The organism is Sphingobium sp. Leaf26, from assembly GCF_001421665.1.
Lineage (GTDB): Bacteria > Pseudomonadota > Alphaproteobacteria > Sphingomonadales > Sphingomonadaceae > Sphingobium.
Genome location: NZ_LMKV01000001.1, coordinates 921,771 through 937,906 on the forward strand (window position 1 = coordinate 921,771; position 16,136 = coordinate 937,906).

The window sequence follows — 16,136 nt, forward strand, 5'->3', positions numbered from 1 at the left end:
GTACGCCTGATGGTTCCCGCCGCAAGCTCGTTTCGTCGCATAAACGATTATTTTTTGAGCGAATCCCGAATTTCGCGCAGCAGCACGATGTCTTCCGGCGTGGGCGCCGGCGCGGCCGGTGCGGGTTCCGGCTTGGCGGTCAGCTTGTTCATCGCCTTTACCAGCAGGAAGATGATGAAGGCCAGGATGACAAAGTTGACCAATACGGTCAGGAACTGTCCCCAGCCGAACATGGCGACGCCAGCCGCCTTCAGGTCGGTATAGCTGGTGGGGTTGCCCTTGAAGTCCGCAGGCAGGTCGCCCAATCGCACGAAATAGCCCGAAAAATCGGCACCGCCGAAGATGTAGCCGACGACCGGCATGATCAGGTCATCGGTCAGCGACTTGGTTATGGTCGCGAAGGCGCCACCGATGATGACACCCACGGCCAGGTCCATCACATTGCCGCGATTGATGAACGTCTTGAATTCGGAAACCAGCCCCATGGTGTAAGCCCCTTATACCATCTGCGATAAACCCTGCATGGCCCGTTGCGTCGCCGGGGGCAACGTCCTATTTCAACGGCGAAACAAAGCCGAGGATGTTCCATGTCGCTGATGCGTCGTTTTTCCACCGTGCTTCTGCCGATCGTCGGCGCACTGACCCTGTCCGCCTGCGGCATCAATAGCGTGCCGACGGCGCAAGAAGAGGCGAACGCCAAATGGGCAGATGTCCAGGCGCAATATCAGCGCCGCGCCAATCTGGTCGGCAACCTCGTCGCCACGGTGAAGGCGGCGGGCAAGCAGGAACAGGATACGCTGGTCAAGGTGACCGAAGCCCGCGCCAAGGCGACATCGGTCCAGGTCAATGCAGAAGACTTGTCCGACCCCGCCAAGGTCGCGCAATTCCAGGCTGCGCAGGCGCAGTTGAGCCAGGGCCTTGGCCGCCTGCTCGCCTCGGTCGAGGCCTATCCGGACCTCAAGACGAACGAGAATTTCCTGCAACTCCAGTCGCAACTGGAAGGCACGGAAAACCGCATCGCCGTCGCCATCCGCGACTATAATGGCGCGGTGCAGGCCTATAATACCCGCATTCGCACCTTCCCGGACGCAATCGGCGCTAAGATCATCCATGGCGCCAAGCCGATGACCCCGTTCCAGGCTACCACGCCGGGCGCGGAAGAAGCGCCGAAGGTCGACTTCGGCAACTGAACGGCAGGTCGGTGATTGTCCGTTCTGCCATTCTGATGAGCCTCATGCTGCTTTCTGGTTGCGGCGCTGATGTGCAGGCACCGAAAGCAGCATTGGAATTGACCGGAAGGGTGGTCGACGAAGCCCATCTGATTGACCCTGAACTTGAGCGCCAGTTGACCGCCCGACTCGTTCGGTTGCAACAGGAAACAGGCGCGCAGATGGTGATCGCTACGACCGCTTCGCTGGGCGGCGAGGATATCGATGCCTACAGCCTGACATTGGCCAACGCATGGCGCGTAGGGAGCAAAGAACGTAATGATGGACTTTTGCTATTGGTAGCACCGTCGGAGCGGAAGGTGCGGATCGAAGTCGGTTACGGATTGGAGATGGTGATGACCAATGCTCTCTGCGCTGACATCATCCGTCGCTCTATCGTGCCGCGTTTTCGCAACGGCGACGTGCGCGGCGGAATAGTTGCTGGAACTGATGCCATCGTGGCGGTTATGACAAAACCCCAAACGCAACGGAAAGCCGCATGAAACTGATGCGTGTCTTGCTCTTGGTCCTGGCGCTGTTGGCCTCCGCCCCATCGGCTTGGGCGCAGACCTTCCCCAAGTTCGATGACAAGGGTGTGGTCGATGCCGCAAACCTGCTGGACCCGGCCCAGGAACAGGCCCTCAGCGCAAAGCTGATCGCTCAGAAAAAGGCCAGCGGACGGGCGCTTTTCGTGGCGACCATCCCGGACCTTCAGGGCTATGACATATCCGATTACGGCTATCGGCTAGGCCGGGACTGGAAAATCGGCGACAAGGACAACAATGGCGCCTTGCTGATTATCGCGCCCGCCGAACGCAAGATCCGAATCGAGGTCGGTTATGGGCTGGAAGGCGTGCTGACTGATGCCGTTTCCTCCCAGATCATTCGTAACGCCATCAGCCCGCGCTTCAAGACGGGGGACATGGCCGGTGGCATCAATGCCGGCGTGGACGCGATCGCTGCCCTGCTCGCGCTTCCACCTGATGAGGCAAAGCAGCGCGCCGCAGCGGCAGAAGCAGCGGCCCGCAAACAGGATGATGGTGGTGGCGGAATCATCGCCTTCTGGATCATCCTGTTCATCGTCTTCTTTGTCGCTCTCCCGCTCCTGTCACGTGCCAAGGGTGGCAAACGCTATCGAAGTGGCGGCGGCAGCGGGCCGATCATCATCTGGGGACCGGGCGCTGGCTCTGACTGGGGCAGCTCCGGCTGGGGATCGGGTGGCGGCGGCTCCAGTTGGGGCGGCGGCGATAGCGGTGGTGGTTTTTCGGGTGGCGGCAGCTTCGGCGGCGGCGGCGCATCAGGGGATTGGTGATGCAGCTTCATCTTTCGCAAGCCGACCATGAGCTTGTCTCCACCGCCGTGGCGGACGCGGAGGCGCATACGTCCGGTGAGATCGTTACAATCGTCGCGCGGCGATCCGACAACTATCATGATGTCGGCCTCAGTTGGGCGGCGGCGGCGGTGTTCGTCGCCCTTGCCCTGATGGCCGCTTTCCCGGTCCATTTGCGCGCCTTCCTCTCGATGCTGCTGCTTGGCTGGGAACATGAACTGGCCGATTGGAAGCTGCTCATGGGGCTGCTCGGCCTTCTTATCCTCAAATTCCTGGTCGTGCGCTATCTGCTGGCGATCATGCCGCTGCGCATGCTGGCGACGCCGCGCGCGACCAAGGCGCGCCGGGTCAGGCGCCGCGCCATCCTGCTGTTCCGCACCGCCGCCGAAGCGCGTACACGCGGCCGCACCGGCGTCCTCATCTATCTCTCGCTGGACGAACATCGCGCCGAGATCGTCGCTGACCGCGCGATCAACGCAAAGGTCGCGCCGGAAGCCTGGGGCGAAGCGATGGCCGCGCTGATCGACGCCATTCGCGCCGGTCGTGCGGGCGAAGGGCTGGCGGCGGCCGTGCGTCAGGTCGGGCTGGTTCTGGCTACCCATTTCCCGCGCGCCGACGATGATATCAATGAACTCCCTGACAGGCTGATCGAATTATGACCGATCCAGACCGGACCGCGCCCGAAGAAGTGATGTGGACGGGCCGCTTCATCACCGCCAGGAAACGCGGCAAATGGGAATATGTCGGCCGCGCACGCGGCATCCACGCCGCCGTCATCCTGGCGATCGACGAAGCGGACGATGACTGCCATGTCCTGCTGGTCGATCAATATCGCGTGCCGCTCGGCCGACGCTGCATCGAATTGCCCGCCGGCCTGGTCGGTGATGAGGAGGAGGGCGAGGACGCCAGCATCGCCGCTGCCCGCGAACTGGAGGAAGAAACCGGATATCGCCCCGCCCGTCTACAATCGCTCGGCCAGTTCTACAGTTCGCCCGGCATGGTGTCGGAAAGCTTCACGCTTTTCCGCGCGTACGGGCTGGTGAAAACCGGCGAAGGCGGGGGCGTCGCGGACGAGGATATCCATGTCCATCGCGTGCCGATCGCCAAACTGCACGAACAGATCGCCGACTGGCGCGCGCAGGGCTATGCGATGGACGTCAAGCTGCTCCTGTTACTGGGCGCGGGCATGTTGGCCTGATCAGGTCACCCGATACCAGGTCGCGACCCGATCCAGCGCCAACGTCAGCACCAGTTTGCCGGCGCGACTGGGCCAGCCCAGCGCCTTTTCCGCTGCACCCAGCCCCTCGCCGGCGCAAGCCACCCGCCACAATATGTCAGCCAGCCCCGGCCCGGCAGCCTTGATCGCTCCGTCGAACCGATCCCGCGCCGCCAGTTGCGCCAATGTCGGATCGCTCGGCGCACCATGCGCCCTGCCGCCACGCGGGGCCGCATCCCAACGCATCGTGATCCGCGCACCCAACCCCGCCTTCTCCCAGTCCCGGCGCAGCAGGTCGCCTGCCATATGATGGCGCGCGCTCAGATGACCGCGCGCATGCAGCCAGGTGATCGGCGACTCACCGATATGTACCAGCACCGACTGGATGCGTCCGTCCGGATCCTCGATCATCTGTTCGACATGGGTGGTGGCCACGGACATCTCCTTGCTGGCAAAAGGTTATGCGCAAGTGCTTGCCATGTGGGATAATCTGTAGGAAAGAGAAAACCAAATAGGTTCTTATGCAGGATATGGGATGATCACGCGCATCCGCGAGGTTCGCAAGGCTAAGGGGCTTACGCTGGAGCAGGTCGGCCTGCTCTGCGATCCGCCTACCACGGCGCAGACGATCGGGCGACTGGAAACCGGCACCCGTACCGTGTCCGTCAAATGGCTTAATCGCATCGCGTCGGCACTCGGCGTGACGACTGCCGAACTCGTCGCCCTTCCGGGGCAGGCCGCAGTGCCGGTCGCCGCCCTGCTCGGCCCGGATGGCGCCCGCGCGCCCGCCCGACCAATTGCCTTTCCCCCGCCAGTCGCATCGGACGGCATGGTCGGTGTCCATGTCAATGCCAGCATCGGCGACTATCGCAGCGGTGATGCCATCTGGTGCAGACGCATCGCGCCGGACGAATTTGGCGGCGCGCTCAACCGCGACCTGCTCGTCCCCCGCCCCGCCGGCCGCTTCCTGTTTGGGCGTTTGATCGGCCGCGAGGGCGACCGGCTGCAATTGCTGCCGCTGGGGTCCGGCGCACGCCAACTGGTGCTGACCGATCCGCCATGGGCCGCTGTGGCGGTGCAACTCGTCCGACGCCTCTAGCCAAGCCCTCGCGGGCCTGCTTAACCATCCGCTAAAGACCATATAGCGAAAAGAGAGGCCATGGCGCTCAACGTCCTCATGCTATCGACCCTCTTTCCCGACATCAGCCGGCCCAATTTCGGCGTGTTCGTGGAACGGCAGGCGCGCGAACTGGCGAGCCGCCCCGAAGCCGACGTCACCGTAATCGCGCCGGTCGGCCTGCCGCCATGGCCGCTGTCGCTTGCCAGCCGCTATGCCGCGCTGCGCGCATTGCCGCGCAAGGAGCGCTGGCGTGAACTGACCGTCTATCGGCCCACTTTCCCTATCATCCCCAAATTCGGCGGGCCGACCAATGTCGGCGCCATGACCCGTGCCATCCTGCCGCTGGTCCGGCGGCTGCATGCCGAAAAGCCCTTCGACGTGATCGACGCCAGCTTCTTCTTCCCTGACGGCCCGGTAGCCCAGCGGCTATCGAAGGCGCTGGGCATCCCCTATTCGGTCAAGGCGCGTGGCGCTGATATCCATTATTGGGGTACGCAGCGCCGCACCCGCAAGATGGTGTTGCAGGCGGCAGAGGGCGCGTCCGGACTGCTCGCCGTGTCAGAAGCCATGCGCCGCTCGATGGGGCGGATGGGCATCGACATGGACAAGGTGCGCGTCCATTATACCGGCGTCGATCTCGACACGTTCGAGGCAGGCGACCGCGACGCAGCCAAGGCCGCACTCGACTTCAGCGGCCCGGTGCTGTTGTGCGTCGGCGCGCTCATCCCGCGCAAGGGCCAGGATCTGCTGGTCCGGGCGCTCCCGCAACTGCCCGACGTGACCTTGCTGCTGGCAGGGCAAGGCGCCTTCCGCCGCACGTTGGAAAATCTGGCGCAGGAACTGGGCGTCGAACGCCGCATCGGATTCCTCGGCTCGGTGCCGCATCACAAGCTGCCTCGCATCTACACCGCCGCCGATATCATGGTGCTGCCGTCGGAATCGGAAGGGCTGGCCAACGCCTGGGTGGAATCGCTTGCTTGCGGCACACCGATCGTCATCACCGATGTCGGCGGCGCGCGCGAACTGCTCGACCGGCCGGAGGCTGGCCGGATCGTGGACCGCGAACCCGATGCGATCGCGCAGGCCGTGCGCGCGATACTGGACAATCCGCCCGCCCGATCGACCGTGCGGGAGGCCGCACTGCGCTTCACCTGGGCGGCCAATGCCGACACCCTGTTCGCCCATCTTCAGGCAATCGCGGAAAAATCCTGATTCAGCGGCCAAAGCAGGCGGGCACGCCCATCGGTGGTCGAAAAATGGCCGCCATCGAACGGCACATCGCCCCAGCGCCACGGCGTCAATTCGTCATAGGCCGGATTGGAAATGGGCGCGTGCCGCTTGAGGTTGAACAGCCTATCGCCCGGATTGCGATAAGCGGTCAGTCGCACATGCTCCCGATAGATGTCGGCCGGCCGCTCATAATGGAAGGCATCTCCCCAACCCATCCTTTGGGCCAGTTTCGTGAAGATCCACCAGTCCGGCCGCGCTTCACCCGGTAGCGGCAAAAGCCTGCGCTGGCGGCTGATCAGCCGATCGCTGGCCGTCACCGTCCCGTCCTTTTCGACCCAGACAGGTGCGGGGAACAGCATGTCGAAATCCTCCAAGCCCTGCGTCCACGCCGTGCTGCAAAGCGCAAAGGGAACAGCGGCCCGGGCCTCCTGCAACCAGGAAGCGGCAGTTGCATCCGGGCCGACACTCCACAAAGCCTTGATGCGCCCATCCCGTATCGCCTCCAGCAACGCATCGCCTTCGTGCCCCGGTCCACCAGCCAGTTGATGCGCGCCCCAGAACCGACCGACATCGTCCAGCGCATCCTGAGTGAAGAAGCGATGGGCCGCCAGATGCCCCGCCACACACCCCACTTCCCGCGCGCCCATGCCATTGGCGCTGCCGGTCAGCAGGAAAGGCGTCGAACCAGCACGCGCAATGCGCCCCGTCGCCACATGCAGATTGCAGGCCGCCGCCGCTGCGCGCTGGCCGGCACGACTGCCGACCAGCGTCACCAGCCGATCCGTCGCCATGACCTCTTCATACAAGGCCCGGATCGTCGCGGGGGACAAACCCGAAAGGCGCGCGACCGACCACAGGTCATGCCCTTCCCCCATGGCTCCCCAACTGACATCGGACGCCGCAGTCTGACCATCGCATCCGCCCATGCGCCGGCAATGCAGCAAGGCCCCCGTCAGCAACAGATCGGCACTGCCCGGCATGACGGACAGGCGCAGATCGGCATCGACATCCCCGCCATCCTCCTCGTCCGTCAGCAAGATGAGGCGAAGCCCCTGTGTCTCCCGCGCCGCCTGAACGCGCTCCATAAGCACGGGATGATCCTGCCCAGTCCGTCCTCCGACCAGCAGCACCGTCTGCGCCCGCTCGATATCCTCGATGGCTGCCGGCATGACATCCTCACCAAAGGCCGCCCGTTGAATCGCCGCCAGGTTCGTTGGGTCATCTCCCGGCCCACGGATATGGGCCGATCCGAAAAAGCCTTTCATCAGCTTGTTGGCGACATAATAATCCTCGGTCAGCAGACCGCCCGACACATGCAGCGCGATGCTGCCCGGCCCGTGCCGCGTCATGATCGCGGCCAGTTTCCGCGCGGCATGCGCGATCGCGCGGTCCCAGCCAACCTGTCGGCCACCCAGCATCGGATGCAGCAGACGCCCGTCCAGTGCCGTCTCGTTCAACGCCCGCCCGCGCGCGCACAATCGCCCGCCATTGGCGGGATGCACCCGATCCCCTTCGATTACGAGGTCACGGCCATCCCCTACTATGGCCCGGACACCACAGCCCACGCTGCACTGGCCGCACTGGCTGCGAATGATCGTCATCTCAACGGCTGAAGCTGGAAAGGGCGAAAAGCGCCATCATGAACACCGCCTAGCCGATCATCGTACCGAACAAAAGCGCAAGCCTTGCAATATCCGCAGGTTGCACGCGACATCCACAGGATGCAGATACAGGCCATGCCATCGCTGATCCTGCGCCTTGCCGCCCTCCTGTCCCTGCTCGTCATGCCTGCCGCGCATGCGGCGCCCGATGATCGCGGCCCTCTCGTTCTGGCTGCGGCCAGCATGCAGGAAGCGATGACGGCAGCAGCGGAGAGTTGGGCCGCGCGGGGCCATCCTCGTCCTGTCCTGTCCTTTGCCGGCTCCTCCGCGCTCGCCCGCCAGATCAAGGCTGGCGCGCCGGCCGACTTGTATCTGTCCGCCGACGAGGAATGGATGACAGACGTGGACCGCGCCGGCTTCATCGTGCGGGGCACACGCGCCAATATGGCGGGCAACCGGCTGGTGCTGATCGCTCCAGCGGCAAAACCGGTGGCACTGCGTATCGGTCGGGGCATGCCGATCGCTCGCGCCCTGGGCAAGGGGCGCCTGGCCATGGCCGATCCGGACAGCGTGCCCGCCGGCAAATATGGGAAGGCAGCGCTGACCGCACTCGGCGTCTGGCCATCGGTCGCCCCCAAGGTCGCACGCGCCGACAATGTGCGCGCGGCGCTGGCGCTGGTGGAACGGGGCGAAACACCGCTGGGCATAGTCTATGCCACCGATGCACGGGCCTCCAGAGCCGTACGGATCGTCGGCACCTTCCCGGTCGGCAGCCACGCGCCCATCCGCTATCCCCTCGCCCGGTTGAAGGCCAGCCGCCATCGCGATGCCGAAGCCTTCCGCCGCTATCTGCTGTCGGGACCGGGCAAGGCAATCCTCGCCCGCTACGGCTTCACCGCGCCCTGACGCCTTATTTCTGGCAGGCGACGATCGTCGCGATCACTGCCAGCGTCTCCTGCGGATCGCGCACCCGCACCGTATCCAGGCCGAGCTGCTTGGCTGGATAGTCATTGCCGCCGGGGAAGATCGCGTCACCGATGAACATCATCGCATCCAGCGCAATGCCACTGGCATCCCGCAACTTCTTGAGGCCATAGGCCTTGTCGACCCCTTCGCGCGTGATGTCGATCGACGTAGCGCCGCCCATGTTGATCGACAGGCCCGGCAGGCGCTGAAGCAGGTCGGCCTGAATGATCTTGCGCTTGGCAAAATCGGGATCCCAGCCTTCCTTGGCATGGATCGGCGCTTGCTGGCCCAGCGCGGAAAAGGTGATCTGGCTGCCCCGATCCTCGATCCGATCGCCCCATGTCTGTTCGGGCACGAAGCCGGTCGCTTCCAGCGATGCGTCGAAAGCGTTCAGGATCGCCGCCTTCTGTGCGTCATCGAACAATTCCGCATAAACGGGCGACCAGCCGCCATCGCCATATGTGTATAGCTTGGTCCCCGTCGTAGGCATCAACCACAGGCGCGACCGGTCGGCCTGCGCCGGCAAACGGCTCGCCACCTGCTTCTCGAATTGCGGCCAGTCCCCGCCGGAGATCACCGCGACATGAGCGACGGCCAGCAACGCAGCCAGCGCCTCGCCCATGGCATCGCCCAGCGGCTGCTTGCTCTCGGCCAGCGTGCCATCCAGGTCGAATGCGATCAGTTGCTTCATGTCAGCCCATTTCCGGTGAAAGATGTTGTCGCGCCCGCGCTAGCCCCTCTCCCCGCGCCGGGCAATGGAGGCCATGCCGGATTCGGGTTAGCATATGCTGAACCAGTGGGCCGCCTTGGCATGAAAACGACTTGCCGCGGCGGCGATCAGCCCTAAGACGAGGGCAGCATGGCCCATATGACCTTCGCCTTCCCGTTTCGTCCGGCCATGGCCGGCCATCCATGATGTCGGTCTTTACGCCGGAAGAATGGACCATCATCGGCCTGTCGCTGCGCATCAGCCTGGTCGCCGTCATCGTCATGCTGCCCTTCGCTTTCGTGCTGGCCTGGATATTGGCGCGGTGGCGCTTTCCCGGAAAATTGCTGCTCGATGCGCTGGTCCACCTGCCGCTGGTCGTGCCGCCTGTGGTGACGGGCTGGCTGCTACTGCTGCTGTTCGGCACACAGGGGCCGATGGGGCGATGGCTGGAACATTGGTTCGGCGTCACCCTGTTGTTCCGCTGGACCGGCGCCGCGCTCGCCGCCGCCATCATGGCGTTGCCGCTGATGGTGCGGGCCATGCGCCTGTCGATCGAAGCCATAGATACAAGGCTGGAACAGGCGGCCCACACATTGGGCGCCGGGCACGTGCGCACCTTCTTCACCATTTCCATGCCCTTGGCGCGGCCAGGCCTGATGGCCGGCGCCATATTGGCCTTTGCCCGCTGCATGGGGGAATTTGGCGCGACCATCACCTTCGTCTCCAATATTCCGGGCGAAACCCAGACCTTGCCCATTGCCATCTATGCCGCGATGCAGGTGCCGGGTGGCGAAGCCCTGGTCACCCGGCTGGCCCTCATATCGCTGGCGCTGTCCCTGTCTGCACTGGTGGCGGCGGAACTGCTCGCACGGCGCATCCCGACAGGAGGACGCGGCCATGCTGATCGACATTGATGTCCGACGCAGGATCGGGGACCGCGACATCGGCGTCACCATATGCACCGACAGCGGGATCAGCGCCCTGTTCGGCCCATCCGGCGCCGGCAAGACCAGTATCCTGCACATGATCGCGGGCCTGATCCGTCCCGATCGGGGACATGTTCGCATCGGCGGCGCATCGTTGTTCGATCATGCAGCGAATATCGACCTCCCCCCCCGGCAGCGTGGCTGCGGCTATGTCTTTCAGGATACACGTCTATTCCCCCATCTGCGGGTGAAGGCCAACCTGCTCTACAGCCGCCGGGGCGCCGGACCGATCGCACTGGCGGACGTCATCGACCTGCTCGGCATCGACGGGTTGCTGGACCGCTGGCCAGCGACCCTGTCAGGCGGCGAGGCCCAGCGCGTCGCCATAGGCCGCGCCCTGCTGTCCGGCCCGCAGATCCTGTTGATGGACGAACCTTTCTCGTCGCTCGATCAACAGCGGAAATCCCGCCTGCTCACTCTGATCCGCGACATCCATGCGCACATGCAGATTCCGATCCTCTATGTCACCCATGACGCGGCGGAACTGGACGCCCTGGGCGCCACGCGGATTAATATGGACAATACCGCCTAATACCGCCTTGGTTGTGTCTCGCCGTGACTTGCTGTAGCGCCACGACCCAAGATCGAAGGCTGGGGACGAATGCCGGAGTGACGGGAATGCGGGCATTCCACGCCGGTAACAGGCATGACGCGACAAGAATGAGGCCCGACCAGATTGAACGAACGACTCCCCGACAAGGACATGCCCGGAACCACGGCCGGAACCGAAGATCGCCTGGCGGCGATGGAGGCGCGTATCGGCCGGTTGGAGGCGAAAATCGCGCAACTGGGGAGCGCCAACACCGCGGAACGGGAGACGAATGACGCGCCGTGGACCGCGAGTGGCTTTCCGGTACTGGCAAGGGGCACCACCGTCACCGCCGAAACCACCGACATCTTCGCTCGCTTTCTGGCGTCCGGCTGGTGGGGCGTGGAAGCCTGGGGCGCCTGGGGGCGCGATCAGCAACATGCCATCCGCTTCCATGTTCCGGGCTATCGCGGCGGTTACGTCGACATGACGCTCACACTCCAGGCCTTCGTGCCGCCCAATCATGATCCACTGGAAGTGCATGTCACCGCCAACGGCCTGTTTCTGGGCCGCCATGCAGTGCGCGCTGCGCCACGACCGATCCGGTTGCGACTGCCGCCCGCCGCGGTCGGCCATGGCGACGTGATCCTGTATCTGCAAAGCCCGGAACCCAAATCGCCCGCCACTTTCAGCGACAGCCTCGACCAGCGCCTGTTGGGCGCGGGACTGGTTGCACTCGGCCTTTCTTGACGGATCGCCTTGACGCGACGGAGTCGGTTCGGCCATGCCCGTCGATAGTCCAACCGGCTATTTCCTCATCACCATCTTTCTTTTTCGCGTCCATCAATTCAATGCTGCAACCCAAGCGATGCGATACGCGGGGGACGGACGCGATCAACCGTCATTAAACCGCTTCCAAAAGCGGCCCCGGCCCCTCGACCGGGGGAGGAAAACAAGAGTAACCGACAGGAACCGGCCCAAGCGATTCGGCTAAGACTTCTACAGGGAGCATGAATAGGACGATGGCAAATCTGATTGTAACGGGCGGAGCGGGCTTTATCGGCGCGAATTTCGTCCATCATTGGCGCAAGGTTTCGCCGCAGGACACGATCGTCGTTCTCGATGCCCTGACCTATGCTGGCAATCCTGCCAATATTGCCGGACTGGACAACGTCGAACTGGTTGAAGGCGATATTTGCGATACCGACCTGGTGTCCCGCCTGATGGAAGACCACGCAATCGACACGATCGTCCACTTCGCGGCCGAAAGCCATGTCGATCGCTCGATCACCGGTCCCGATGCCTTCGTCACCACCAACGTCGTGGGCACCCACAGCCTGCTCAAGGCCGCCAAGACCGCATGGCTGGACAAGGGCAGCGGCCGTCCGCATCGCTTCCACCATGTGTCCACGGACGAAGTCTATGGATCGCTGGAAATGGATGATCCCGCATTCAACGAGAATACGCCCTATTCGCCCAACTCGCCCTATTCCGCATCCAAGGCAGGATCGGATCATCTGGTGCGTGCCTATCACCACACCTATGGGCTGGAAACGACGACCAGCAACTGTTCCAACAATTATGGTCCTTACCAGTTTCCCGAAAAGCTGATCCCGCTTTTCACGCTGAACGCGCTGTCGGGACGCAACCTGCCCATTTATGGCGACGGGCTCAACGTGCGCGACTGGCTGCATGTCGAGGATCATTGCGTCGGCATCGAACTGATTCTGCGCAAGGGCCGGATCGGCGAAACCTACAATGTCGGCGGTGGCCAGGAACTGCCGAATATCGAAGTCGTTCGGGAAATCTGCCGTGGCGTGGATGCCGCCTTTGCCGAAAATCCGGAACTAGCGACGGCCTTCCCTGATGCGCCGGCGGCTCGCGGCGGTTCAACGGCGGATCTCATGACCTATGTTCAGGATCGCAAAGGCCATGACCGGCGCTACGCGATCGACGAAAGCAAGATTCGCGGCGAACTGGGTTATGAACCCGCGCGTGATTTCCCCCAGGGTTTCGCCGAAACGCTCCGCTGGTATCTGAGCAACGAGAATTGGTGGCGACCCCTGGTCGAACGCGCCAAGATCGCACGCTGAAAAGCGACGAACCACGGCGCTTGATTCGCCAAGAGATGCCCACTTAGGATCGTTCATGAAACTCGACATCATCATCCCGGTCTATCGTAATGCCGACCTTGTCGAGGCATGTCTGGATTCGCTGAGCGCCCATATCGGCGAAGTGGCGGATCATGCGCCCCGCATCATCGTCATCAACGATTCACCCGATGACGAGGCGGTCAGCGCGCTGCTCGCAAGATATGCGCAGCGCGGGACGATCCAGGAACTGGTGACCAACGGGCAGAATGCCGGCTTCGTCGCAAGCGTGAACAAGGGCCTGGCCCTCACCAGGGCCAGGGGGGCAGCCGCCCTGCTGGTCAACAGCGACACACTGACCTATCGGAACACGCTGGCGGAGATGCTGGCGGTTCTGGAGGCCGATCCGCAGATCGGCTTCGTCTGCCCGCGTTCCAACAATGCGTCCATCTCCACCTTCCCCCAGTCGCCGCACGCCATGTCGGGCATCTTCGTGATGCCCGACGCCTGTTATGCGGCCTGGCAATCGGTGCAGGCCTATCTGCCGCGCTACAGTTGGGCACCGACCGCCGTCGGTTTCTACATGCTGATCGCACCATCGGTCGTGCTCAACTTCGCCCCGCTCGATGAAGCCTTCGGCATTGGGTATGAGGAAGAAAATGATCTGGTGATGCGCGCCGGCCAGGTCGGCTTTCGTGCCGTTCTGGCCAACCATGCCTATGCCTATCATGCCGGGTCGGCCTCCTTTCTGCTGCGCGACATAGACCTGAAGGGCCAGCGCGAAGGCAATCTCCAGAAAATCGCCAAACGGCATCCCGGATTCCTGCCGCTGGTCCAGGCCTATGAGGCTTCGGCCGGCTATCGAGCCGAACTGAAGATCCGGCAGATGGTGCCGACGACCGATGGCCGGCTGAAGATCGCCATCAACCTGCTGACATTCGGCCGCCATCATAATGGCACGACCGATCATATGATGCACTTCATCCGCTGGTGCGAGCGGTCGGCGCCGGGCAACGTGGACATCACCGTCATCTGCGAACCATCCGTCGCCCGCTTCCACGGCATCGACAAGATGCAACGGATCAAGCAGCGCCGCGAATGTGATCCGGTCTACGCCATCGCGATCATGCCCGGACAGCCATTCGACCTGCAAACGGTCCGCACGATGGAACATCTGGCGCCGGTCACCGTGTATGGCATGCTCGACGTCATCGCACTCGATTGCAGCCATCTGCGCGCAGACAACGGGCTTGAAACGCTGTGGGCCTATATCGCCCGCCATGCCAACGGACTGTTCTTCAACAGCCGCTTTTCCGAAACCACCTTCCGCAACCGGTTCCCCCGCCAGTTCAAGGCGCCCGCCTATACCCGTCTGCTGCCGACCAAATTGGCCGCATATGCCGGCCGCTATCAGAAGGCCGAACGGGGCCGCGACCATGTATTGGTGATGGGCAATCATTTCCCGCACAAGGCGTCGCATGCTGTCGGCGCGCTGATCGCGCAAGCCCACCCCAACCTTTCGCTGACGATATTGGGCGGTGAGAGCAAGGAGGAGGGCAATGCCCGTACCGTGCAGGCCGGCACCCTGCCCGACGAACTGATGAACGACCTGTTCGCACGCAGCAGCGCGGTCGTCCTGCCATCCTATTATGAGGGCTTCGGCCTCTCGATCATGAACGCCCTTGCTCTGGGCAAGCCTGTGATCGCACGCGACATCCCGCCGACCAGGGAAATCCTGGCAACCTTCGGCAAGACCGACGGCATCTACCTGTTCACCGACAACCGGGACGTGCCCGCACTGATCGGCAAGGCGATCAGTGCCGAGCGCTCCACCGTCGAGGAAAAGGGCGGCGCCGACTGGGATCAATGGTCCAAAGGCCTGTTCGAATTTGCGCTGGGACTGGCCAAAAGCCCGGACCTGCACGATCGGCTGGTAGACAGGATCGAGGCCGCCGATGCGCTGCACGGCATGCCCAGCCCGCTGGCAAGCACCGATGCGGGCCATATTCCGGGCAGTGCGCCCAGCCTGGGGACGGCTGGCAGCATCGTACGCATCGCCGACCTGCTGCAACTGCGTGGCGATGCCTTCGTCCAGGCCGCCTATCGCCAATTGCTGGGCCGCCCCGCCGATCCGGCCGGACTGGAACATCATGTCGCGCTGCTCGCCGGTGGCACGACAAAGGCCCAGATCATCGAAGCCTTCCTGGGCACCGACGAATTTATCGAACGTCGCACGCCCGTCAGCGTCATCGGACGCGAATTGCTGCGCAGCAAGTCCCGCTGGCCCAAGGCGATCCGCCTGCCGCAACGTCGGCACGAGGCATTGGAGGAAGAGGCTCCACCCCCGCAGCCCCCGGTAGCCTCGCCTCCTCCAGCACCGTCGCCACCGCCCAAACCGGCTGTTGCGCCTTCTCAACCGCCGGTGTCCACACCGCGCCCGTCATCAAACAAGCCGCTCGTCCAGATTGCCGATCTGCTGGCGCTGGACGGGGCCGATTTCGTTGATGCCTTCTATCGGCGCCTGCTTGGCCGCGAGGCGGATGATGCCGGCCTTGCCCATCATATCGCCCTGCTCGGCAGCGGCGTGTCCAAGGTCGATATCCTGCGCGCCATCGTGAAAACGAACGAATTTGCACGCCATAGCGCCACTGTACAGGTGGAAGGCCTGACGCTGCTGGATGCGCCCGCCAAACCGGCCAAGCGAAAGAAGGCTGCTGCGCCTGCGCCCGCCGCTGCCCCGGCCCCAGCCGCCGTCAGGGCCGTACCGCCGCCTCAGCCTATCGCATCCGGCAAGCCCATCGTTCAGATCGGCGATATGCTGACGCTCGACAACGAGGCCTTCGTCCGCAGCTTCTACGAGAAATTGCTGGGCCGTCCCGCCGATCCTGCCGGCCTCAGTCATCATGTCGCCTTGCTGGAAGGCGGCGAAACAAAGGTCGGCATGTTGCGTGCGATCCTGAAATCCGGTGAATATCACGATCGTGCAAGCAGCATCATCGTGACCGGTCGCGAGCATCTGGACTCGCCCCGCAAGGCCGGCTGGCAAAATCGGCTGACCAAAAGGCAATGAAACAGTGATCCCGCTGGTATCGCACCGTCATACCTGCGCCCCGGACGCAGGCATGACGGTGCGATATCCACGCAAGCTGCA

17 protein-coding genes are annotated in these 16,136 nt (G+C 63.6%); 13 read left to right on the forward strand and 4 right to left on the reverse strand.

Features of this window, described 5'->3' with window-relative positions; translation table 11 throughout:
* Window positions 1–47: 47 nt before the first annotated feature.
* Window positions 48–485, reverse strand: a complete 438-nt coding sequence (gene mscL / locus ASE85_RS04475) for a large conductance mechanosensitive channel protein MscL (protein ID WP_056683986.1) — start codon at window positions 483–485, stop codon at window positions 48–50.
* A gap of 102 nt (window positions 486–587) precedes the next feature.
* Between mscL and ASE85_RS04480 the strand changes: the two genes are divergently transcribed.
* The 5 genes from ASE85_RS04480 to ASE85_RS04500 are packed head-to-tail and all read left to right on the forward strand — an operon-like array spanning window position 588 to window position 3,736.
* Window positions 588–1,190: a LemA family protein gene (locus ASE85_RS04480; protein WP_056683989.1), complete on the forward strand. Its 603-nt coding sequence runs from the start codon at window positions 588–590 to the stop codon at window positions 1,188–1,190.
* 35 nt (window positions 1,191–1,225) lie between these two features.
* The gene (locus tag ASE85_RS04485) at window positions 1,226–1,711 is read left to right on the forward strand and encodes a TPM domain-containing protein (protein ID WP_056683992.1); all 486 of its coding nucleotides are present in this window, start codon (window positions 1,226–1,228) and stop codon (window positions 1,709–1,711) included.
* Window positions 1,712–1,713: 2 nt separating this feature from the next.
* A complete protein-coding gene (locus ASE85_RS04490) occupies window positions 1,714–2,520 on the forward strand; it encodes a TPM domain-containing protein (protein ID WP_056684383.1) in 807 nt (268 codons plus the stop codon).
* Window positions 2,520–3,197 carry a TPM domain-containing protein gene (locus ASE85_RS04495; RefSeq protein ID WP_056683997.1) on the forward strand — a complete coding sequence of 226 codons (678 nt, stop codon included), beginning with the start codon at window positions 2,520–2,522 and terminating at the stop codon, window positions 3,195–3,197. Before ASE85_RS04490 ends, ASE85_RS04495 begins: the two co-directional genes overlap by 1 nt.
* Entirely contained in the window at window positions 3,194–3,736 is a 543-nt protein-coding gene (locus tag ASE85_RS04500; protein WP_056684000.1) for an NUDIX hydrolase, read from the forward strand. Before ASE85_RS04495 ends, ASE85_RS04500 begins: the two co-directional genes overlap by 4 nt.
* On the opposite strand, the gene ASE85_RS04505 is transcribed toward ASE85_RS04500, so the two are convergent.
* Window positions 3,737–4,189: a DUF6456 domain-containing protein gene (locus ASE85_RS04505; protein WP_156358190.1), complete on the reverse strand. Its 453-nt coding sequence runs from the start codon at window positions 4,187–4,189 to the stop codon at window positions 3,737–3,739.
* A gap of 100 nt (window positions 4,190–4,289) precedes the next feature.
* Between ASE85_RS04505 and ASE85_RS04510 the strand changes: the two genes are divergently transcribed.
* Together ASE85_RS04510 and ASE85_RS04515 are read left to right on the forward strand one after the other, a co-directional pair.
* Window positions 4,290–4,853, forward strand: a complete 564-nt coding sequence (locus tag ASE85_RS04510; RefSeq protein ID WP_056684006.1) for a helix-turn-helix domain-containing protein — start codon at window positions 4,290–4,292, stop codon at window positions 4,851–4,853.
* Between the two features lie 60 nt (window positions 4,854–4,913).
* Window positions 4,914–6,086: a glycosyltransferase gene (locus ASE85_RS04515; protein ID WP_056684008.1), complete on the forward strand. Its 1,173-nt coding sequence runs from the start codon at window positions 4,914–4,916 to the stop codon at window positions 6,084–6,086.
* Here the strand turns inward: ASE85_RS04515 and ASE85_RS04520 are convergent.
* Complete coding sequence (locus ASE85_RS04520; RefSeq protein WP_056684011.1) at window positions 6,062–7,705, reverse strand: molybdopterin-dependent oxidoreductase; 1,644 nt, start codon at window positions 7,703–7,705, stop codon at window positions 6,062–6,064. The genes ASE85_RS04515 and ASE85_RS04520 overlap by 25 nt on opposite strands.
* Before the next feature lie 135 nt (window positions 7,706–7,840).
* Here ASE85_RS04520 and modA point away from each other — a divergent pair, with 135 nt between their 5' ends.
* Window positions 7,841–8,611 carry a molybdate ABC transporter substrate-binding protein gene (modA, locus tag ASE85_RS04525; protein WP_156358203.1) on the forward strand — a complete coding sequence of 257 codons (771 nt, stop codon included), beginning with the start codon at window positions 7,841–7,843 and terminating at the stop codon, window positions 8,609–8,611.
* Between the two features lie 4 nt (window positions 8,612–8,615).
* On the opposite strand, the gene ASE85_RS04530 is transcribed toward modA, so the two are convergent.
* Window positions 8,616–9,362: an HAD-IIB family hydrolase gene (locus tag ASE85_RS04530; protein ID WP_056684016.1), complete on the reverse strand. Its 747-nt coding sequence runs from the start codon at window positions 9,360–9,362 to the stop codon at window positions 8,616–8,618.
* Between the two features lie 224 nt (window positions 9,363–9,586).
* Here ASE85_RS04530 and modB point away from each other — a divergent pair, with 224 nt between their 5' ends.
* From modB to ASE85_RS04555, 5 genes are all read left to right on the forward strand, one after another.
* Window positions 9,587–10,294: a molybdate ABC transporter permease subunit gene (gene modB / locus ASE85_RS04535; protein ID WP_056684385.1), complete on the forward strand. Its 708-nt coding sequence runs from the start codon at window positions 9,587–9,589 to the stop codon at window positions 10,292–10,294.
* The gene (locus ASE85_RS04540) at window positions 10,278–10,898 is read left to right on the forward strand and encodes an ATP-binding cassette domain-containing protein (protein WP_056684389.1); all 621 of its coding nucleotides are present in this window, start codon (window positions 10,278–10,280) and stop codon (window positions 10,896–10,898) included. Before modB ends, ASE85_RS04540 begins: the two co-directional genes overlap by 17 nt.
* 144 nt (window positions 10,899–11,042) lie before the next feature.
* The gene (locus ASE85_RS04545; RefSeq protein ID WP_156358191.1) at window positions 11,043–11,645 is read left to right on the forward strand and encodes a hypothetical protein; all 603 of its coding nucleotides are present in this window, start codon (window positions 11,043–11,045) and stop codon (window positions 11,643–11,645) included.
* A gap of 272 nt (window positions 11,646–11,917) precedes the next feature.
* Complete coding sequence (rfbB, locus tag ASE85_RS04550; protein WP_056684022.1) at window positions 11,918–12,988, forward strand: dTDP-glucose 4,6-dehydratase; 1,071 nt, start codon at window positions 11,918–11,920, stop codon at window positions 12,986–12,988.
* A gap of 55 nt (window positions 12,989–13,043) precedes the next feature.
* Window positions 13,044–16,055, forward strand: coding sequence for a DUF4214 domain-containing protein (locus ASE85_RS04555; protein ID WP_056684025.1), 3,012 nt, complete (start codon window positions 13,044–13,046; stop codon window positions 16,053–16,055).
* The last annotated feature ends 81 nt before the right edge of the window (window positions 16,056–16,136 follow it).